We start from the raw sequence: 16,245 nt of genomic DNA, 5'->3' as shown, positions 1-16,245 counted from the left end.
TGTCGGAGAATGAAGTGCGAAGGTTAGAAAATAAAGTTGCATTGGTAACCGGCGGCGCGCGCGGCATTGGTGAAGGTATCGTGCGTCGCTTTATTGCCGAAGGCGCAAAAGTACTGATTACCGACATATTGGATGATTTGGGCGAAGCATTGGCCGCCGAGCTGGGCGATAATTGCGCTTATTTCCACCATGACGTGCGCAGCCGCAGCGAATGGGACGCCGCCATTCAAGCCGCAGAAAAGCAATTTGGTGGCCTGAATATTTTGGTCAACAATGCGGGTACCATCTTGTTCCGTGCGTTTGAAGACCATCAAGACGCCGATATTGATCGGTTGCTGGACGTCAACCTGCGCGGCGTTATTTTGGGTTGTCAGGCCGCCATTCCGGCCTTGGAAAAAGCCGGTGGTGGCAGCATTGTCAACATGAGCTCGGCCGATGGTATCGCCGGTGCCAATGCGGTGACTGTATATTGCGCGACAAAATTTGCGGTGCGCGGCCTGACCAAGGCCTTGGCGTTGGAATTGGGCCCGCGTAAAATTCGCGTCAACTCTATCCATCCCGGCGGCATTTATACGCCATTGGCCAACCCGATGCAGACCGAGCGCGAAGAATATGACAAGGGCTTTTGGATCTACCCCGCCCAGCGCGCTGGCGACCCTGCTGATATTGCCGCCGCCGCCGCCTATTTGGCATCGGACGACGCAGCATATTGCATGGGCACCGAATTGTCCGTCGATGGCGGCTTGAATGCCGGTCATTATTATATGGGCCTGCCTGGCGAGCCGCCCAAGCCTGCGTAACAAGATAGCACCCTATTGTGATGGGCAGCGTCGGATGACATAGAAAAGGGCGGCTCTATCCAGAGCCGCCCTTTTATGATTTTACCGCCTGAAAAGCGTGTATTTTAATAGACAGCCGCGGGATTTTTAGGGCGCGGGCTGCCCAGCATTTCGCGGTGCGATGGGCGATCATATCCGCGATCCTGAATCCCCAATTCCTTGGCGATTTCGGCGACAATCACCGTCTGACCCGACAAATCTGCAATATTGGGCGCTTTGGAAATGGCATCCAGCACATGACCGGAAAATTCGGGATTTTCGGCCATGGCAATAAATTGCTCATATTGTTCGGGGTTGGTTTTGCGGGCGATGGCCGAGCGTTCAGTGATTTGTGGGCCAAGCCACAAGGATACCGTGGAAACACCCGTATCGCGCAGATCAAATTCCATATCATGCGCAAATTTATCGACGCCCGCCTTTTGCGCGCCATAGGCTGGACCATGCATATAGCAGGTCGCACCAAAGGAGGAGGTAAAGGCGATCAAGCCGCTTTTTTGCGGTACCATCATTTGTGCTGCATACCAGCTAGCGACATAGGCCGAACGCAGGCCCACATCGAGCAACTTAACCGCATCCAATTCCTTTTCCCAAAAAGGTTTTTTCTCGATCAACTGATGGTGCATATAGGCCGCGTTATTGACCAACAGGTCCAAACGTCCTTGTTCCGCTTTGATTTGTTCAAACACCCGTGCAACATCTTCGTCATTGCTATGGTCGCATGCCACCGCAATGCCTTTGCCGCCCAATTCTGTCACGCGCGCGGCGGTTTCGCCGATCGTGCCCGGCAGGACAGAACCGTCCCAACCTTTGGCATCGCTTGTGGTGACGCTGCGCCCCGTCACATAGACGGTATAGCCCAATTCCCCCAGACCACGTGCAATCCCAGCACCGGCTCCGCGGCTGGCCCCAGTTACCAGCGCAACTTTTGGATTTGTCATATTTTTATTCCCGTAAAATTAATCATGAATTACATATTGGCTAGTTGGGATCACGTCCAACTCACCAAATTTCAAAAAGCCTGCACAGCTTTCCATCATGCGACGGATATTATCTTCCAACAATGTTGGGTCATTCACCGCGTCAAAGAAGGCCGCCGGATCGCTCATCGCTTCGGGTGGGAAGCATTCTTCGACAATGGCATCATATTTCGGGGCATCAGGGGTAAGCGCCCGAATGACCAAATTCTGTGCATATTCAAAATTGCTTTGGGTGACGATGGCGACATTGGTGTGATGATCATGCCAATGTTGGATGGATTCCGCATGGCTTTGATCGACGCGGAAATTTAAAAAGGCCATCTGGCTCCAGCCATAGCTGCGCTCGCCCCGCACTGGCGGATGGTCCTTATTGGGGATGATGGTCGATTCGATCACCAGCCATGCCGCGTGGTGCGCGCTATATTGGTTCAAAACCGTGTCGACAGCGCCAAAAAACATTGCATGGCTTGATGGCACCCAAAATTGCGCCACCGCATCTTGTTGAGGGGCTTGCCAAATTTGCGTCAGGCTTTGGGCTGGTTCGACGGCATCGTCCCGCAAGTTCAAACGAATATGCAGGGCGCCCGCCGCTTGCAATTCTGGCACCAATTCTTCCAGCAGGCGCTGATTAAATGTCGCGCGGCTTTCGCCGTCCGGCGCCCATAGGGCAGCAATGACTTTTTCCATGAAACAACCTCTCCCAAAAAATCAATTCGTCCGAGCCATATGGGCCTTCGCAATCAGGCTTGGTTTGGCTCAGTCAAAATTGGCTTGGCCACCATCCAGCGGAATGGTCGCGCCCGTTAAATAGGACAAATCTGTCGCACACAGCGCCACCAGCGCACGGCCGATATCCTCTTCCAACTGCCCAATGCGGCGCAGCGGAATGGTGCGAAAGAAAGCCTCTGCTTCATCAGGATTGCCTTGAATCCACGCTTTGAGCGCAGGGGATTCCGCGTGCGGTGCAATGCTGAGGACACGAATATTATCCGGCCCCCATTCTGCTGCGGCGGCGCGGGTCAGCGACCGAACAGCCTGTTTCACCGCCGCATAAGCACCATAGCCGCTCATGTCCCAACGAATGGTGGCAGAGGAGGTGAAATTGAAAATAGTACCGCCGCCGCGCGCCACCATATGGGGCCGCGCCAATTTCATCAGGCGCATCGTGGCCAAGGGCCCCGATTCAAAGCCCGCCAAAAAGGCTTCGTCGGTGACATCATTCAGCGCACCCAGCGGAACTTCTTGGGCATTGTTGACCAAAACATCCAAACCGCCAAATTGCTGAACGGCGGCATCAACCGCCCGTGCAAGGTCGGCAGGATTTTTCACATCGCACGCAGTCGCATGCGCTTGTCCGCCAGCGGCAACAATAGCGGCGCGTGTTTCTTCGACTTTTTCCAAGGTTCGGCCTGCGACGACCACAGCAGCGCCAGCGGCGGCCATAGCCAGCGCGGTCCCTTGGCCAATGCCTTGACCGGCACCGGTGACCAGCGCCACCTTGGCTGATAAATGCGACATACCCGAAACATCTCCCGCTCTATTATCGCATAATAATTTGTTTTAATTTACGCAATTGCAAGGACTAAATCCCAAAACACAGAAAATTTGCGCTTTGTGATGCAATATTTTCTACGGTATATAAAAAATGAGATGCTTGATGTTGGGTGTCCCTTATGCCAAATCTTTGGGGATAGATAACGCCCATAAAGCTTTGGCCCGCATTGCCCGATGCACTGCTGGGACATTTGCCAAGCCAAAGCCAGCGAAGGTGATGAGGATGACGACAGGAAATTGGGATAAAGAAGTTGATGTTTTGGTGGTCGGGTCCGGCGCTGGCGGCATGTTGTCCGCGTTGGTGGCTGCCAAAAATCACGCCGATGTACTGATCGTCGAAAAAGCCGAACTATGGGGCGGAACCTCTGCCACGTCCGGCGCGGGCATTTGGATTCCGGGCAGCGATGTCGCAAAAGCGGCTGGCTTTGAAGACAATCTGGACGATGCCTTTACCTATCTTCGCCATCTGAGTGCCGACAATGTGCCCGATGCCAATATTCGGTCCTATGTCACCAACGCTGGCCCCATGCTGCGTTGGTTGATGGGAAATACCGATGTCCAATATCTGGCCTTTCCATACCCTGATTATCACGCTGAAAATCCGGGCGGTTCGCCAACGGGTTTCCGCACCCACATGCCGATGCCCATCGACGGCAAGAAGCTGGGCAATGATGTTCGCTCGCTGCGCTATGCATCCCCAGCCGCCAGCTTGTTCGGCTATTTGAACTGGCATTTTGACGAAACTTACTCGATTTTATACCGCTCCAAGGGTTGGCAAATGCTGCTGGCCAAAAGCTTGGCACGCTATTGGCTGGACCTGCCGTTCCGCTTTACGTCGGGCAAGGATCGCCGCCTGACTTTGGGCAATGCCTTGACCGGCGGCCTGCGCATGGCGCTCAATCGGCAAAATGTGCCATTGTGGCTGGAAAGCCCGCTGGAAGAATTGATCCGCGAAGATGGCCGGGTTGTCGGCGCGCTGATCCGTCATGACGGCAAGATTTTGAAGATTAAGGCCAAAAAGGGTGTAATTCTGGCCGCCGGCGGTTTTGATAAAAACCAGCAAATGCGCGACGAAAATGCACCGCTCTATCAAACAGCCCTTTATTCCGGCGGTGTGACCAGCAACACGGGTGACAGCATTCGCGCGGGCCAAGCCTTGGGTGCGAAAACGCTGAACATGCAATCGGCCTGGGCCGCCCCAGTATTTTATGTGCCCGGCGAAGATCGTGGACGCCTGTCCACCATTGAACGCGCGCTGCCTGGTTGCATCATGGTGAACCAAAGCGGCAAACGTTTCTTGAACGAGGCGGCATCCTATCATGTGGTTGGTCAAATTATGGCCAAGCAAGAAAAAGAATATGGCAACGCAAGCCCAAGCTGGATGGTGTTTGACCATCGTTATCGCCACAATTATCCCATGGGCCCGCTCTATCCGTTGATGCCGGATTGGATGCACAATGGCGCGGTTCGGTCCATATTGAAAAAAGGCCGCACGATCGAGGAATTGGCCCAGAAAATGGGCGTTGACCCCAAGGCCTTGGGCGACACCGTTCGCAGCTTCAACCAACATGCGGAAAATGGCGAAGACCCCGAATTCCAGCGCGGTCAAGCCGCCTATGACAAAATGTATGGCGATCCGCGCCAAGCGCCAAACCCATGCTTGCGTCCGCTGGACCAAGGGCCCTTTTATGCCATTCCCATCTATCCCGGTGACATTGGCACCAACGGCGGCCTGCTGACCGACGACAAGGCCCGCGTTTTGGGTAATGACGGTCAACCCATTGGCGGTCTTTATGCTGTCGGGAACAATGCGGCATCGGCGATGGGCGAAAGCTATCCGGGTGCAGGGGTTACGATTGGCCCAGCCATGACCTTTGGTTATATCGCTGCGCGCGATATGCTGGGTGTGAACGACTAACAAAGCCAGCGGCCCTGCGGGGCCTATGAAAGATATGATCACCCCCGCGAGCTGATGCTCCGCGGGGGTTTTCTATGGCGTCGCTCTTATCCGATAGAGTGATGGCGCACATATTTAATTTAACATAATCTTTATTATCGGTTAAATTTATCTCGACTGCTCCGCTTATAAGAACAGGTGCACCCTACACTAAATCCGTGCCACAAAACTACAGATATCGAAGGCCGGCCAACAGCCAAATATAAAATAAGCCGCTTGGGAATACCAAGCGGCTTATTCTGTCATTTAATATCCAGCAGATCGAACGGTTAAATCACGGCGCTCCGTCCAAGACTTGACCATTCCACGCTTGATCAGAATTTCATCGACACTTGGCCGACGATTTCACGAGGACGGCCCTGACGTGCCGAAATGGCTGGCGTGTAATTGGCCGTGCCGACAATATAATTTTTGTCGAACAAGTTCGACGCAAACAAATTGATGCCGAAACGATCGTCCGCGTCCTTCCAACCGATACGCGCGCTCACGACTTCATAGCCGCGCTGCTGTTCCAGATAATTTGCGATCACACGGTCAACGGGATTAGCCGAATTGGTGTTGTCCACCACTTTACCGCCGCCGTTCAAAGCCGTGAAATAGATCTTGCTTTGGAAACGCAGGTCCGCACCAAATTCAATGCGGCTGCCGTCAGCTAGGCCCAGTTCATAGGCCGCGCCGATGGTACCGGCCCATTTCGGCGCATTGTTCAGGCGCTTGCCCGATGCGTCAAACTGAAGCTGGCCAACCGAAGCATCGGTGAAGTTCTTATAGGTCGCATCCAAATAAGCCAAATTGGCCGACAGGCTGAAACCACTCAGCGGACGAGCCAGCAATTCCAATTCCAAACCCTTGACGCGGGCGGAGGCAGCATTGTTGGTGGTGGCACCAAAGGCCAGACCGTCGTTCAAATAGCCCTGAACCTGCAGGTCCTTATAGTCATAATAAAAGCCGGTCAGGTTGGCGCGCAGGCGGCGACCGAACCAGTCGGACTTAATCCCTGCTTCATAGGACCACAGCTTTTCCGGTGCGAAACCCGCAACCGAATTTTCATAGTTGAGCGCGCCAAAGTCGTAACCGCCGCTCTTGAAGCCGCGCGTCGCCGATGCATAGACCATTACATTATCATTTGGCTTGTAATTCAGGCCAAATTTCGGCGTGAAGGCATCATCCTTGCGGCTGGTATCGACTGTAAACTGCCATGGAATCAGCGGGTCATTCGGTGTCGCGCCGGGCAGCATCACGACCGGAGCCTGATCGGCCAGTGCGGGATCCGAGATTGCCCCAACAACATATTTGTCGAGCAGCTGATAGCTCTTCTTTTCCTTGGTGTAGCGAAGACCCGCAACGAAGGAGAGCTGTTCCGTCAAATGCCATTCGGTTTGCGCGAACAGACCCAGCGATTTCGCGCGCAAATGTGGGCGCTGAACATGAGTGAAATTCTCTGGCACAATCGCCAGCGTCAAATCTTCACGGTTCTTTTCGTCAAAGTAGAAAGCCCCGACAACCCAATCGACCAGATCGTTTTTGCCGATCAGGTTGATTTCTTGGCTGAACTGATTCTGGCGGATCGGGCCAATGTTAATCGGCAAGATCGACAGCGGGCTGCTGTCGCTGTCATTTTGAATATTGCCGCGAAGACCGCGATAGGCCGTCACGCTGCGCAGCGTGATATCGTCGCTGACCGCAATATCAAGTTCACCGGCAAAGCCATAGTTACGCATGACGGTGTGGGCTGGTGCGTCCAGCGCGACTTTATCAGGGTCACCCAAAATGCCATCGGTTGCAGCATCACCAATAGGGCCCAATAATTTGGGATAAGCACCCATCGAACCCGATTGGTGACCATAATCGGCACGTAAAGTCAGGCTGTGGACGCCGCCAAATGGCAGCAGCAATTGACCACGTACGCCGCGCGAGCGCAGGCTTTCCATATCATCGCCGGTCGAGATATTTTCACGAAATGCGTCATGACCCGAAACATCACCCGCGATGCTAAAAGCTGCGCCGCCGTCGCCAATGGGCGCGGTTGCATAGGCTTTCAAAGCATAGCGGTCATAGGTGCCATATTCGGCGCGCAATTCCATTAATGGGGTCGTGCTGGGCTTGCGCGAAATGACGTTGACGGTGCCGCCAACCGAATTGCGGCCATAAATGGTCCCTTGGGGACCGCGCAGCACTTCGACGCGTTCAACGTCCAAAAAGTCATTCATATAGGACATGGGCCGACCCAGATAGACGCCATCCAAATGCAGGGTCGTGCTGGGGTCCGAACCAATGAACACAATGTTCGACCCAATGCCGCGCACGAACATTTGGGTATAACCGCTGAGGTCGGCAACTTGCAGGCTGGGCACCAAGGCCTTCAGGTCTTGCACGTCGCGAATGCCGCGCGATGCCATATCATCGCTGGACAAGGCCGTCACCGCGATGGGCGTGGCTTGCAGGCGGGTTTCGCCCATTTTGGTCGCCGTTACGACGATGTCGGCGATGCCGCCGTCATCTTCTTGGGCGTGGACAGATGGCGCAGCCGCCAGCATCGCTGCACCCAAAATGGAATAGGATGTGGATTTCAATAATTTCATAATCGCTCTCTCCGCACGCATTCCCTTCGCACAAAAACATGCGAGGAAAATTTAAATGCATAGTGAATGGCGGCGATCTATGCGCATATTAAGCATTCTATCAATGTTTATGCCATCATTGCGCTATATTTATCAAAATATGTTGCAAAAAAACCATGCGGCAGGGCCTATCCCGCCGCATGGTTCCTAGGGTCAGAACCTAGCTATCTAGCTTTACGCCGTTTCTTCGCCATAGGCGGCGGGGGCTTCGCCCAATGCAATATAGCGGGCACTGCCTTGCTCATCGACCTTCTGCATCAAGCAAGACGTCCGGCGTGACTGGGTTGCCGCAATTTTCCACTCGCCATCGACGCGCACATAACGGTCTTCATATTCCACGCCCAATTGGGTGATCAGGTCCATCGACACGATGACGGAGCGGAAATTGAGCGACCAATGTCCGGTCGCTTCATCGGGCCCCTGAAAGGTAATGACGCTGTTGGTCGCATGGTGAATGTCATAGACACCCGGTTGGCAAGCCATTTGCTGATAAATGGCCAAAAAGGCTTCGCGATCGGAAAAAGGAGGGAATCCTTCATAATCAATCTCGACATTCGGCAACATCGTCGCGCGAATATCCTCCACCTGCTTGGTATCACAGCCGCGCAAATAGCGGGATTTCAACTCGCGGATGGCCTCTTTGGATTCCAATTGGTCCAAACGCGCCAAAATCTGTTCAATCTGTGTGGACATATGCCCTCCCTAAATCCGTTAATCCTGTGCGATATAAATTCCAAACAGGCGCTGATGTGCCCATAAGTCCTTCATATCGCAACTGCATTCGCTTTTCATGGGCAAATGCTAGGGCTGCGCGCCCTCTTTCGCCATGGCCCGCGCGGCCCGCCGTCCCGAATAAATGCAATCCGCATAGCTTAATCCGCTGACATAAAGGTTGGAACAAATGCCCACCGCATTGCGACCTGCGGCATAAAGCCCGTCCATTACCGCGCCGCTGCTATCCTTCACCGCGCCTGTCTTTTCGTCCACAACCAGACCGCCAACGGTCATGCAGGACAAGGGGAAGAGCCGCGCATCAATCGACATATCCACCGCATAATACGGGCCTTGGTCCAAAACGGCCATTTCATCCGGTGTTTTGTGGAACGCATCGGCTTCGACGCCGCCCGCAGCGCGGTTATACGCCGACAAGGATTCCGCAAATATTTGTGGGTCAAAGCCCATTTTCGCGGCCAAAGCTTGCGGGTCCTTGGCCTTGGCAGCGCCGAACAGGCCGTTGATCAAGGTGATGTCGCGTTGAAAGGTCAACACACCTTCGCCAAACGCATCTTTGAGCGACTGTTTCCACAATTTGCGGTCCATGATGATATAACCGCGCCCTGCATGGCGTTCGACCAATTCGTCACCAATGCGCGCGCCATACCAGCTTTCATTCAAGAAACGCTGGCCGGTGCCATCGACCACCATCGCTTGGCCCCACGCCTTGGGCGGGGACAAAAAGCGCCATGCCGACACCCGCTCCATCAGACCCGTTTGCGCGCCTACCGACACGCCCAACATGATGCCGCTGCCATTGTCGCCCAAGGTTCCATTGGGCAGACCCGCCGCATAATCTGGAGCAAAATGCTCGACCATCGCGGGGTTACAGATAAATCCGCCTGCGCTCAGCACCACACCTTTATGCGCCCTGATCCACAGGCTGGTGCGCGCAGCATTCGCCAGCTTATGCGCCTTTTCCAAATAGCGATAACCTATGCGCGTGGTCACCTGCGCGCCCGGAAGAGTGGACGGCAACATACCCATCCATTTGCTGGCCTTGGCAATCAAGCGGGCATGATCCGCTCGCAGCTGTGGGTCCGCCAGACGCTCAACGCGCACGCCAATGACCCGCCCTTGGCGATCTTGAACCAATTGCCGCACATCGGCATGGTCATGAAAGCGCATCCCCTTGGCCAAAGCGGCGGCCTTTAAGGGGGCATAAATACCCACACCCAAGCCAAAGGGGTTTTTGCCATTGCGATGCACCGTACGGTGCCCGCGCGCGGCGGGCGGCGTCAGGTCGCGAAACGGGCCGGCCAAGCTGCTGTCTGGATGGTATAAAAATTTATCCAGCGGGGGATAGGATGTTTTCTTGCTATATAAAGTCGCGCTGAACGGCGCACCATGACGGCGCAGCCATTCAAATGTTCCAGCGCTTTGCTCACAAAAATCGGTCAGCGTTTCTGGGGACACCACATCGCCCACTTCAAAGCGCAGATAATCCTCCATCGCTTTGGCGTCATCCAAAACGCCCGCCTCTTGTTGAATAGAGGTTCCGCCGCCCGCATAATAAACACCGCCATTGGCCGCCGACGACCCACCCCCATCATAAAGGTCCAGCGCCGTGACGCTCAAGCCATTTTCCAAGGCTTCCAGCGCGGCCGCAATGCCGGCACCGCCAAGGCCCACCACCACCACATCCGCACTGTCCTGCCAATCATGGGTGTCGGGATTGTTCAACACCAGCGGCGCATCAATGGCCAATCCCCATTGCCGAATATCTTGTCCCGCGGGCGGCGGCGGGGCTTTCGCACGGTCATTCTTCCACGGGTTGGGGGGAATATAGGCCGCGCCCTTAATCTCGTTCATTCTTTGTAACCTTTTCCATTCCGCCCAACATCAACCCGTGCATGCGGTGATGTTGCGGCCTATCTGCTAGACAGCTTTTAAAAATAAACTTAACTATGAGTCAAGTTATTGAGGTCCGATGATGAACGATAATCCGTCCCCCCGCCGCAAAGGCGGCCGCCCTGCCCGCGCAGACGCCCAGAAATTGCAGCTCGCTATCTTGGATGCGGCCGAAGATATTTTTCTGGAACATGGCTTCAGCAACGGCGCAATCGACACCATCGCCGCCAAAGCCGGCACCAGCAAACAAACGATCTATGCCCGTTTTGGCAGCAAGGAGGCGCTGTTCATCGCCGTGAGCAATCGCATGCTGGCCCCGCGCTTTGATCACATCTTCGTCAGCGACCGCCCGCTGCGCGATGCGCTGATTCATGTCGCGGAACAAATTTTAACAGCAATGCTGGATTCAAAAATGGTGCGTATGCACGGCATCATCATGGCCGAAGCCGCGCGTTTTCCCCAGCTTGCGAAATTGAGCGACGAGGACCAACATTTCCCAGGCCGCGCGGCTTTGCTTACGGTTTTGGACCGCGACCCGATGACCAGCCCTATATCGACTGCCGACAAGCACCGTATGATGTTGATGCTGCAAGATATGATTTTAGCTGGTCCCTTGCGGTCCGCTGGACTGGGGCTGCACATACCGCCGCTGGAGGAACAGCGCGAACATGCCAAAATGGCGGTCGATATATTTCTGGGGGGCGTCCAATCGGCCTTTCCGGCAACGGCAACCCAATAACCCCGGGTCAGCCCATTCCCAACACGCTCATCAAAATATTGCGTACCAACTCTGCTTGTCCGCGGGCGCCCGTTTTCGCATATATTTTCTTGCTATAGTAGCGCGCCGTCTCCACCTGCAAGCCCAGTTCCTCGGCGGCTTCGCTAATCGACAGGCCGCGTCCCAAGGCCCATGCTAAACGCGCTTCGCTGGGCAACAGGCCGAACAGATCGACCAATTGGTCACAGCGGTCCGCATGGGACCAATGATCACCGCTCAGATAAGCAATCGCAACCGGAGAGGATGCGGTGGACAAAGCCCCGTCTTTCATGGGGCGCACCAGCATTTCCATTTGTGGGTCGCTGCTCAGCCTGATCGCTTTGGCTGGGCCATGGCCCAGTTCCGCATAGCTTTTTATCAATGCCGTCAATTCGCGATCAATGGCGGGCGAGCGCGGGGTCAAACGGCCATAACGATCGCGTTGCAGCGTATGGCACCGGCGCAGCAAATCCTCGATATGCGGGCTGGCGTCCACCATGCGGCACCGCGCGTCCAACGTCACCCAACCAAAATCGCGGCGCTCAAAGGCTTCGGAGGACACATGAACCCGCATATTGGCCATTTCCAGCGCCGAAAAATTCCGAAAGGCGACGCGCAAATGGGGTGCCAGTGACGCCATCAATGCGCTGATCGCGGACCAACCAATGCCGGGCCCCCCTGCGCAGCCCAGCCACAAGGTTAAGCCCCCCTCGACGGTTACGCGCATAGTCCGGCTTTCTGGCAAACCCCAAGGCAAGATAATCTCGCCATAAATGGCGCGGTGGTCCGCATTGGCGAGGTCCAGAAGCTCTTCCAATGCATAGACCCGCCCATCGCGCATATTTTGATAGGGCGCGGGGGCACGCGAGAATTTATCGCGAGAGATGCTCTGCTGGTCCGGCGGGGGATGCTGGCCAGAAAAGAAATAGACCGCCTGCCCCTCTGCTTCATGGCGTAAAACAATAGAGGTCCGCGCGGTTTTTGTCCTCTCCCGCAGCATGTCCAAAAAGCCGCCCCAATAGGGCTCATCGGACGCACCATCATGCAATGCCAAAAGTAAATTGCTGTCATTGGGCCTGATCATCCTTTTTTTCTACAACCTCCCATATGGGAGGTCCAGTTGTAATTTTTGTCTTGCATAGCTGGGACATAGAAATTGGGAGGAAAGATGACAGATCCACAAACGCTCACCCATCTTCAGCGTCTGGAAGCGGAAAGCATCCATATATTGCGCGAAGTTGTGGCAGAGGTGAAAAACCCTGTGATGCTCTATTCCGTCGGGAAAGACAGCGCGGTTATGTTGCACTTGGCGCGCAAGGCTTTTTACCCTTCGCCGCCGCCCTTCCCCTTGCTGCATGTTGATACGACGTGGAAATTCCGCGCCATGTATGAATTGCGCGACAAGATGGCGCGCGAAAGCGGCATGGAATTGCTGGTCTATCATAACCAAGAAGCCGTTGATCGCGGGATCAACCCATTTGACCATGGCGCGCTGCACACCGATATGTGGAAAACCGAAGGGTTGAAGCAGGCTCTCAACCTTCATGGCTTTGACGCGGCCTTTGGCGGCGCACGGCGCGATGAGGAAAAGTCGCGGGCCAAAGAACGCATCTATTCCTTCCGCACCGCCAGCCATGGCTGGGACCCGAAGAACCAGCGTCCAGAACTGTGGAACCTGTATAACGCCCAAAAAGCCAAGGGCGAAAGCATCCGCGTCTTTCCGATCAGCAATTGGACGGAACTGGATATTTGGCAATATATTAAGCTGAACAATATCCCCATCGTCCCGCTCTATTTCGCCGCCAAGCGCCCGACCGTGGAACGTGATGGCATGTTGGTGATGGTCGACGATGATCGCTTCCCCTTGGAAGCAGGCGAAGTGCCGGTGGAACGCTCGATCCGGTTCCGCACCTTGGGCTGCTATCCGTTGACGGGGGCTGTGGAAAGCGAAGCGGCGACGCTCAGCGAAGTGATTCAGGAAATGTTGCTGACCACCACATCGGAGCGCCAAGGCCGCGCGATTGACAAAGACGCTGGCGGCGCTGGCATGGAAAAGAAAAAGCAAGAGGGGTATTTCTGATGTTGGAAGCAGCCCAAGAAAGCGTCTATCAGGTCGATGATCTGATTTCCCAAGACATTGATGCCTATCTGGACGCGCATCAGCATAAAAGCATGTTGCGCTTCATCACCTGCGGCAGCGTCGACGATGGCAAATCCACGCTGATCGGTCGCTTGCTCTATGACAGCAAGATGATCTTTGAAGATCAGTTGGCCGCCTTGGAAGCCGACAGCAAGCGCGTGGGCACACAAGGTCAGGAAATTGACTTTGCCTTGCTGGTCGATGGTTTGGCCGCCGAGCGTGAACAAGGCATCACCATTGACGTGGCCTATCGCTTTTTCTCGACGGAAAAGCGCAAATTCATTGTCGCGGACACACCCGGCCACGAACAATATACGCGCAACATGGTCACGGGGGCATCCACCGCAGATCTGGCCGTTATCTTGGTCGATGCCCGCAAAGGCATGTCGGTGCAAACCCGCCGCCACAGCTATTTGGTGCATTTGATCGGCATCAAAAATATTGTGCTGGCCATCAACAAGATGGACTTGGTGGATTATGATCCCGCCGTCTATGACTCAATCTTGAAAGATTATAGCGAATTTGCCGCCAGCATTGGTATTTCGGCCTTCACGCCCATTCCGATTTCGGGTTTCAAGGGCGACAATATCACCAAGCTGAGCGACAACACCCCTTGGTATAGCGGCCCTTCTTTGATGGAGCATCTGGAAACGGTCGAGGTCAACCAGACAGCGGCCCAGAACCAGCCGTTCCGCATGGCGGTGCAATGGGTCAACCGCCCCAATTTGGATTTCCGTGGTTTTTCGGGCCAGATCGGATCGGGCACTTTGCGCGTTGGTGATGCCGTGCGGATTGTTCCGTCAGGCAAGACCAGCACGGTCAGCCGCATCGTCACCATGGACGGCGATTTGCCACAAGCCATTGCTGGGCAATCGGTGACCATCTGCTTGGCCGATGAAGTCGATTGTTCACGCGGCGATGTGATCGCGGCGGCGGATAGTCCGCCCCAAAGCGCCGACCAGTTCGAAGCCACTGTGGTGTGGATGGCCGACGAAGAAATGCTGCCGGGCCGCCCTTATTGGCTGAAGCTGGGCACGCAAATGGTGTCGGTATCGCTGCAAGCGCCCAAATATCAGATCAACGTCAACACGATGGAGCATCTGGCGGCCAAGACGCTGGACCTCAACGCCATTGGTGTGGCCAATCTTGCCACCGACAAGCCGCTGACCTTTGCGGCTTATGATGATGACCGGTCGCTGGGCGGCTTTATCTTGATCGACAAGATCAGCAACGCCACGGTCGCCGCTGGTATGCTGCACTTCAGCCTGCGCCGCGCCCAAAATGTCCATTGGCAGGCCACCGATGTCACTCGCGAATTTCATGCGAACATCAAGAACCAGCGGCCTAGTGTCTTGTGGTTCACCGGCCTGTCAGGCGCTGGCAAATCCACCATCGCCAATTTGGTCGAAAAGAAATTGGCGCGGATGAACCGCCATACTTTCTTGCTGGACGGCGATAATGTGCGCCATGGCCTGAACCGCGATCTGGGCTTTACCGATGCCGACCGTGTGGAAAATATCCGCCGCGTGGGCGAAGTGGCCAAGCTGATGACCGATGCGGGCTTGATTGTCATCACGGCCTTTATCTCGCCCTTCCGGTCGGAACGCGACATGGTGCGCCAGATGATGGAAGCTGGGGAGTTTATCGAAGTCCATATCGATACCAGTCTGGCCGCTGCCGAAGCACGGGACGTCAAGGGTTTGTATAAAAAGGCCCGCCAAGGCGAACTCAGCAACTTCACGGGCATTGATAGCCCTTATGAAGTGCCCGAAAATCCCGAAATCCACATCGACACCAGCATCATGTCAGCCGAAGAAGCGGCGGATGCCATTATCGCAAGGTTGATCCCATGACCCAAGCCTTGGACCACACCCAAATGAGCGATGGCGATTTGGCGGCCCATTTGGCCGATGTCGCAGGACGTATCTTAATCGAAGTGCGTCGCTCCGGCCTGTTCAGCGCGAAAGCGCTGGGCAAGGCTGGCGATCAAACCGCCAACCAATTTCTGTGTCATGCGCTGCGCGAAACCCGCGCCGCCGATGGCCTATTGTCCGAAGAGGAAAAGGACAATGCCGAGCGCCTAACCCAAGAACGGGTTTGGATTATCGACCCCGTCGATGGCACGCGGGAATATGGCGAAGAACGGCCCGACTGGGCGGTGCATGTCGGCATGGCGGTGAATGGCACAGCGGTTCTGGGTGCGGTCGCCCTGCCCGATTTGGATGGCGGCACGGTGCTGCGTTCCGACCAGCCACGCCCCCTTCCCCCTGCGCCTGAAAAGCTGCGCATGGTGGTGTCCCGCACCCGCCCCGCCAGCGAAGCGCTGGCTGTGGCAGAAAGACTGGGCGCAGAGCTGGTCCCCATGGGATCGGCTGGTGCCAAGACCATGGCGATCATTTTGGGCCAAGCTGATATTTATCTGCATTCGGGCGGCCAATATGAATGGGACAGCATGGCCCCCGTCGCCGTCGCGGCGGCCCACGGCCTCCATTGTTCGCGCATCGACGGCAGCCCGTTGGTCTATAACCAAGCCGACGTCTATCTGCCCGACCTCCTCATATGCCGAAAAGAACATGCCGACCAAATCTTGGACATGATTGCCGACGTAAAGGCGGAAATAGCGGCCTGATTTTCGGCATGGCTGATGATCAAGGGGCACAGCAGGTATATAGGCCCGCTGTGCCCCTTTTCTTTGGGAAGCCATCATTCGTGCCCTTATGCCCAAAAAGGTGGATAATTTTCAAAGCGTGAGGATCGTCACAGCCGATCTGCTGG

General features: G+C 55.3%; 13 protein-coding genes. 6 read left to right on the top strand and 7 right to left on the bottom strand.

Annotated features, from left to right (window positions below; all coding sequences use genetic code 11):
- Nucleotides 1-14: 14 nt before the first annotated feature.
- Nucleotides 15-800, top strand: coding sequence for a glucose 1-dehydrogenase (locus LKO31_RS14725; protein ID WP_227691333.1), 786 nt, complete (start codon nucleotides 15-17; stop codon nucleotides 798-800).
- Between the two features lie 104 nt (nucleotides 801-904).
- Here the strand turns inward: LKO31_RS14725 and LKO31_RS14720 are convergent, their stop codons facing one another.
- The 3 genes from LKO31_RS14720 to LKO31_RS14710 form a co-directional block, all read right to left on the bottom strand.
- Nucleotides 905-1,777 carry an SDR family NAD(P)-dependent oxidoreductase gene (locus LKO31_RS14720; protein WP_227691332.1) on the bottom strand — a complete coding sequence of 291 codons (873 nt, stop codon included), beginning with the start codon at nucleotides 1,775-1,777 and terminating at the stop codon, nucleotides 905-907.
- Nucleotides 1,778-1,795: 18 nt separating this feature from the next.
- Nucleotides 1,796-2,503: an EthD domain-containing protein gene (locus LKO31_RS14715; RefSeq protein WP_227691331.1), complete on the bottom strand. Its 708-nt coding sequence runs from the start codon at nucleotides 2,501-2,503 to the stop codon at nucleotides 1,796-1,798.
- Between the two features lie 69 nt (nucleotides 2,504-2,572).
- Entirely contained in the window at nucleotides 2,573-3,334 is a 762-nt protein-coding gene (locus tag LKO31_RS14710; protein ID WP_227691330.1) for an SDR family NAD(P)-dependent oxidoreductase, read from the bottom strand.
- Nucleotides 3,335-3,593: 259 nt separating this feature from the next.
- On the opposite strand from LKO31_RS14710, the gene LKO31_RS14705 reads away from it, so the two are divergent.
- Nucleotides 3,594-5,288, top strand: a complete 1,695-nt coding sequence (locus LKO31_RS14705) for an FAD-binding protein (RefSeq protein ID WP_227691329.1) — start codon at nucleotides 3,594-3,596, stop codon at nucleotides 5,286-5,288.
- Between the two features lie 353 nt (nucleotides 5,289-5,641).
- Here LKO31_RS14705 and LKO31_RS14700 read toward each other — a convergent pair whose 3' ends face one another.
- The 3 genes from LKO31_RS14700 to LKO31_RS14690 all read right to left on the bottom strand — a co-directional run bounded on the left by LKO31_RS14700 (nucleotide 5,642) and on the right by LKO31_RS14690 (nucleotide 10,534).
- A complete protein-coding gene (locus tag LKO31_RS14700) occupies nucleotides 5,642-7,909 on the bottom strand; it encodes a TonB-dependent receptor (protein WP_227691328.1) in 2,268 nt (755 codons plus the stop codon).
- A gap of 213 nt (nucleotides 7,910-8,122) precedes the next feature.
- Nucleotides 8,123-8,641, bottom strand: a complete 519-nt coding sequence (locus LKO31_RS14695; protein WP_227691327.1) for a nuclear transport factor 2 family protein — start codon at nucleotides 8,639-8,641, stop codon at nucleotides 8,123-8,125.
- Nucleotides 8,642-8,749: 108 nt separating this feature from the next.
- Complete coding sequence (locus LKO31_RS14690; RefSeq protein ID WP_227691326.1) at nucleotides 8,750-10,534, bottom strand: FAD-binding protein; 1,785 nt, start codon at nucleotides 10,532-10,534, stop codon at nucleotides 8,750-8,752.
- A 118-nt stretch (nucleotides 10,535-10,652) separates the two neighbouring features.
- On the opposite strand from LKO31_RS14690, the gene LKO31_RS14685 reads away from it, so the two are divergent.
- Complete coding sequence (locus LKO31_RS14685) at nucleotides 10,653-11,312, top strand: TetR/AcrR family transcriptional regulator (RefSeq protein ID WP_227691325.1); 660 nt, start codon at nucleotides 10,653-10,655, stop codon at nucleotides 11,310-11,312.
- 7 nt (nucleotides 11,313-11,319) lie between these two features.
- Here the strand turns inward: LKO31_RS14685 and LKO31_RS14680 are convergent, their stop codons facing one another.
- On the bottom strand, nucleotides 11,320-12,414 hold the full coding sequence (locus LKO31_RS14680) for a helix-turn-helix transcriptional regulator (protein ID WP_227691324.1): 1,095 nt from the start codon (nucleotides 12,412-12,414) through the stop codon (nucleotides 11,320-11,322).
- 84 nt (nucleotides 12,415-12,498) lie between these two features.
- On the opposite strand from LKO31_RS14680, the gene cysD reads away from it, so the two are divergent.
- Genes cysD through LKO31_RS14665 form a run of 3 tightly spaced genes read left to right on the top strand, consistent with a single transcriptional unit; the run spans nucleotide 12,499 to nucleotide 16,099 of the window.
- Entirely contained in the window at nucleotides 12,499-13,410 is a 912-nt protein-coding gene (cysD, locus tag LKO31_RS14675) for a sulfate adenylyltransferase subunit CysD (protein WP_227691323.1), read from the top strand.
- Nucleotides 13,410-15,323, top strand: coding sequence for a sulfate adenylyltransferase subunit CysN (gene cysN, locus LKO31_RS14670; protein ID WP_227691322.1), 1,914 nt, complete (start codon nucleotides 13,410-13,412; stop codon nucleotides 15,321-15,323). Before cysD ends, cysN begins: the two co-directional genes overlap by 1 nt.
- A gap of 23 nt (nucleotides 15,324-15,346) precedes the next feature.
- Nucleotides 15,347-16,099 (top strand): 3'(2'),5'-bisphosphate nucleotidase CysQ, encoded by a 753-nt coding sequence (locus LKO31_RS14665; RefSeq protein WP_407699292.1) that lies wholly within the window; start codon nucleotides 15,347-15,349, stop codon nucleotides 16,097-16,099.
- Nucleotides 16,100-16,245 lie beyond the last annotated feature (146 nt).

The organism is Sphingopyxis yananensis (genome assembly GCF_020687785.1).
In the GTDB taxonomy this organism is placed as follows: domain Bacteria; phylum Pseudomonadota; class Alphaproteobacteria; order Sphingomonadales; family Sphingomonadaceae; genus Sphingopyxis; species Sphingopyxis yananensis.
This window is presented reverse-complemented; position numbering and strand designations above follow the sequence as displayed.

Coding starts and splice junctions, on each gene's coding strand:
- LKO31_RS14695 (WP_227691327.1), bottom strand. CDS start 8,641: ATGTCCACACAGATTGAACAGATTTTGGCGCGTTTGGACCAATTGGAA.
- cysN (WP_227691322.1), top strand. CDS start 13,410: ATGTTGGAAGCAGCCCAAGAAAGCGTCTATCAGGTCGATGATCTGATT.
- LKO31_RS14690 (WP_227691326.1), bottom strand. CDS start 10,534: ATGAACGAGATTAAGGGCGCGGCCTATATTCCCCCCAACCCGTGGAAG.
- LKO31_RS14665 (WP_407699292.1), top strand. CDS start 15,347: ATGAGCGATGGCGATTTGGCGGCCCATTTGGCCGATGTCGCAGGACGT.
- cysD (WP_227691323.1), top strand. CDS start 12,499: ATGACAGATCCACAAACGCTCACCCATCTTCAGCGTCTGGAAGCGGAA.
- LKO31_RS14680 (WP_227691324.1), bottom strand. CDS start 12,414: ATGATCAGGCCCAATGACAGCAATTTACTTTTGGCATTGCATGATGGT.
- LKO31_RS14705 (WP_227691329.1), top strand. CDS start 3,594: ATGACGACAGGAAATTGGGATAAAGAAGTTGATGTTTTGGTGGTCGGG.
- LKO31_RS14685 (WP_227691325.1), top strand. CDS start 10,653: ATGATGAACGATAATCCGTCCCCCCGCCGCAAAGGCGGCCGCCCTGCC.
- LKO31_RS14710 (WP_227691330.1), bottom strand. CDS start 3,334: ATGTCGCATTTATCAGCCAAGGTGGCGCTGGTCACCGGTGCCGGTCAA.
- LKO31_RS14715 (WP_227691331.1), bottom strand. CDS start 2,503: ATGGAAAAAGTCATTGCTGCCCTATGGGCGCCGGACGGCGAAAGCCGC.
- LKO31_RS14720 (WP_227691332.1), bottom strand. CDS start 1,777: ATGACAAATCCAAAAGTTGCGCTGGTAACTGGGGCCAGCCGCGGAGCC.
- LKO31_RS14700 (WP_227691328.1), bottom strand. CDS start 7,909: ATGAAATTATTGAAATCCACATCCTATTCCATTTTGGGTGCAGCGATG.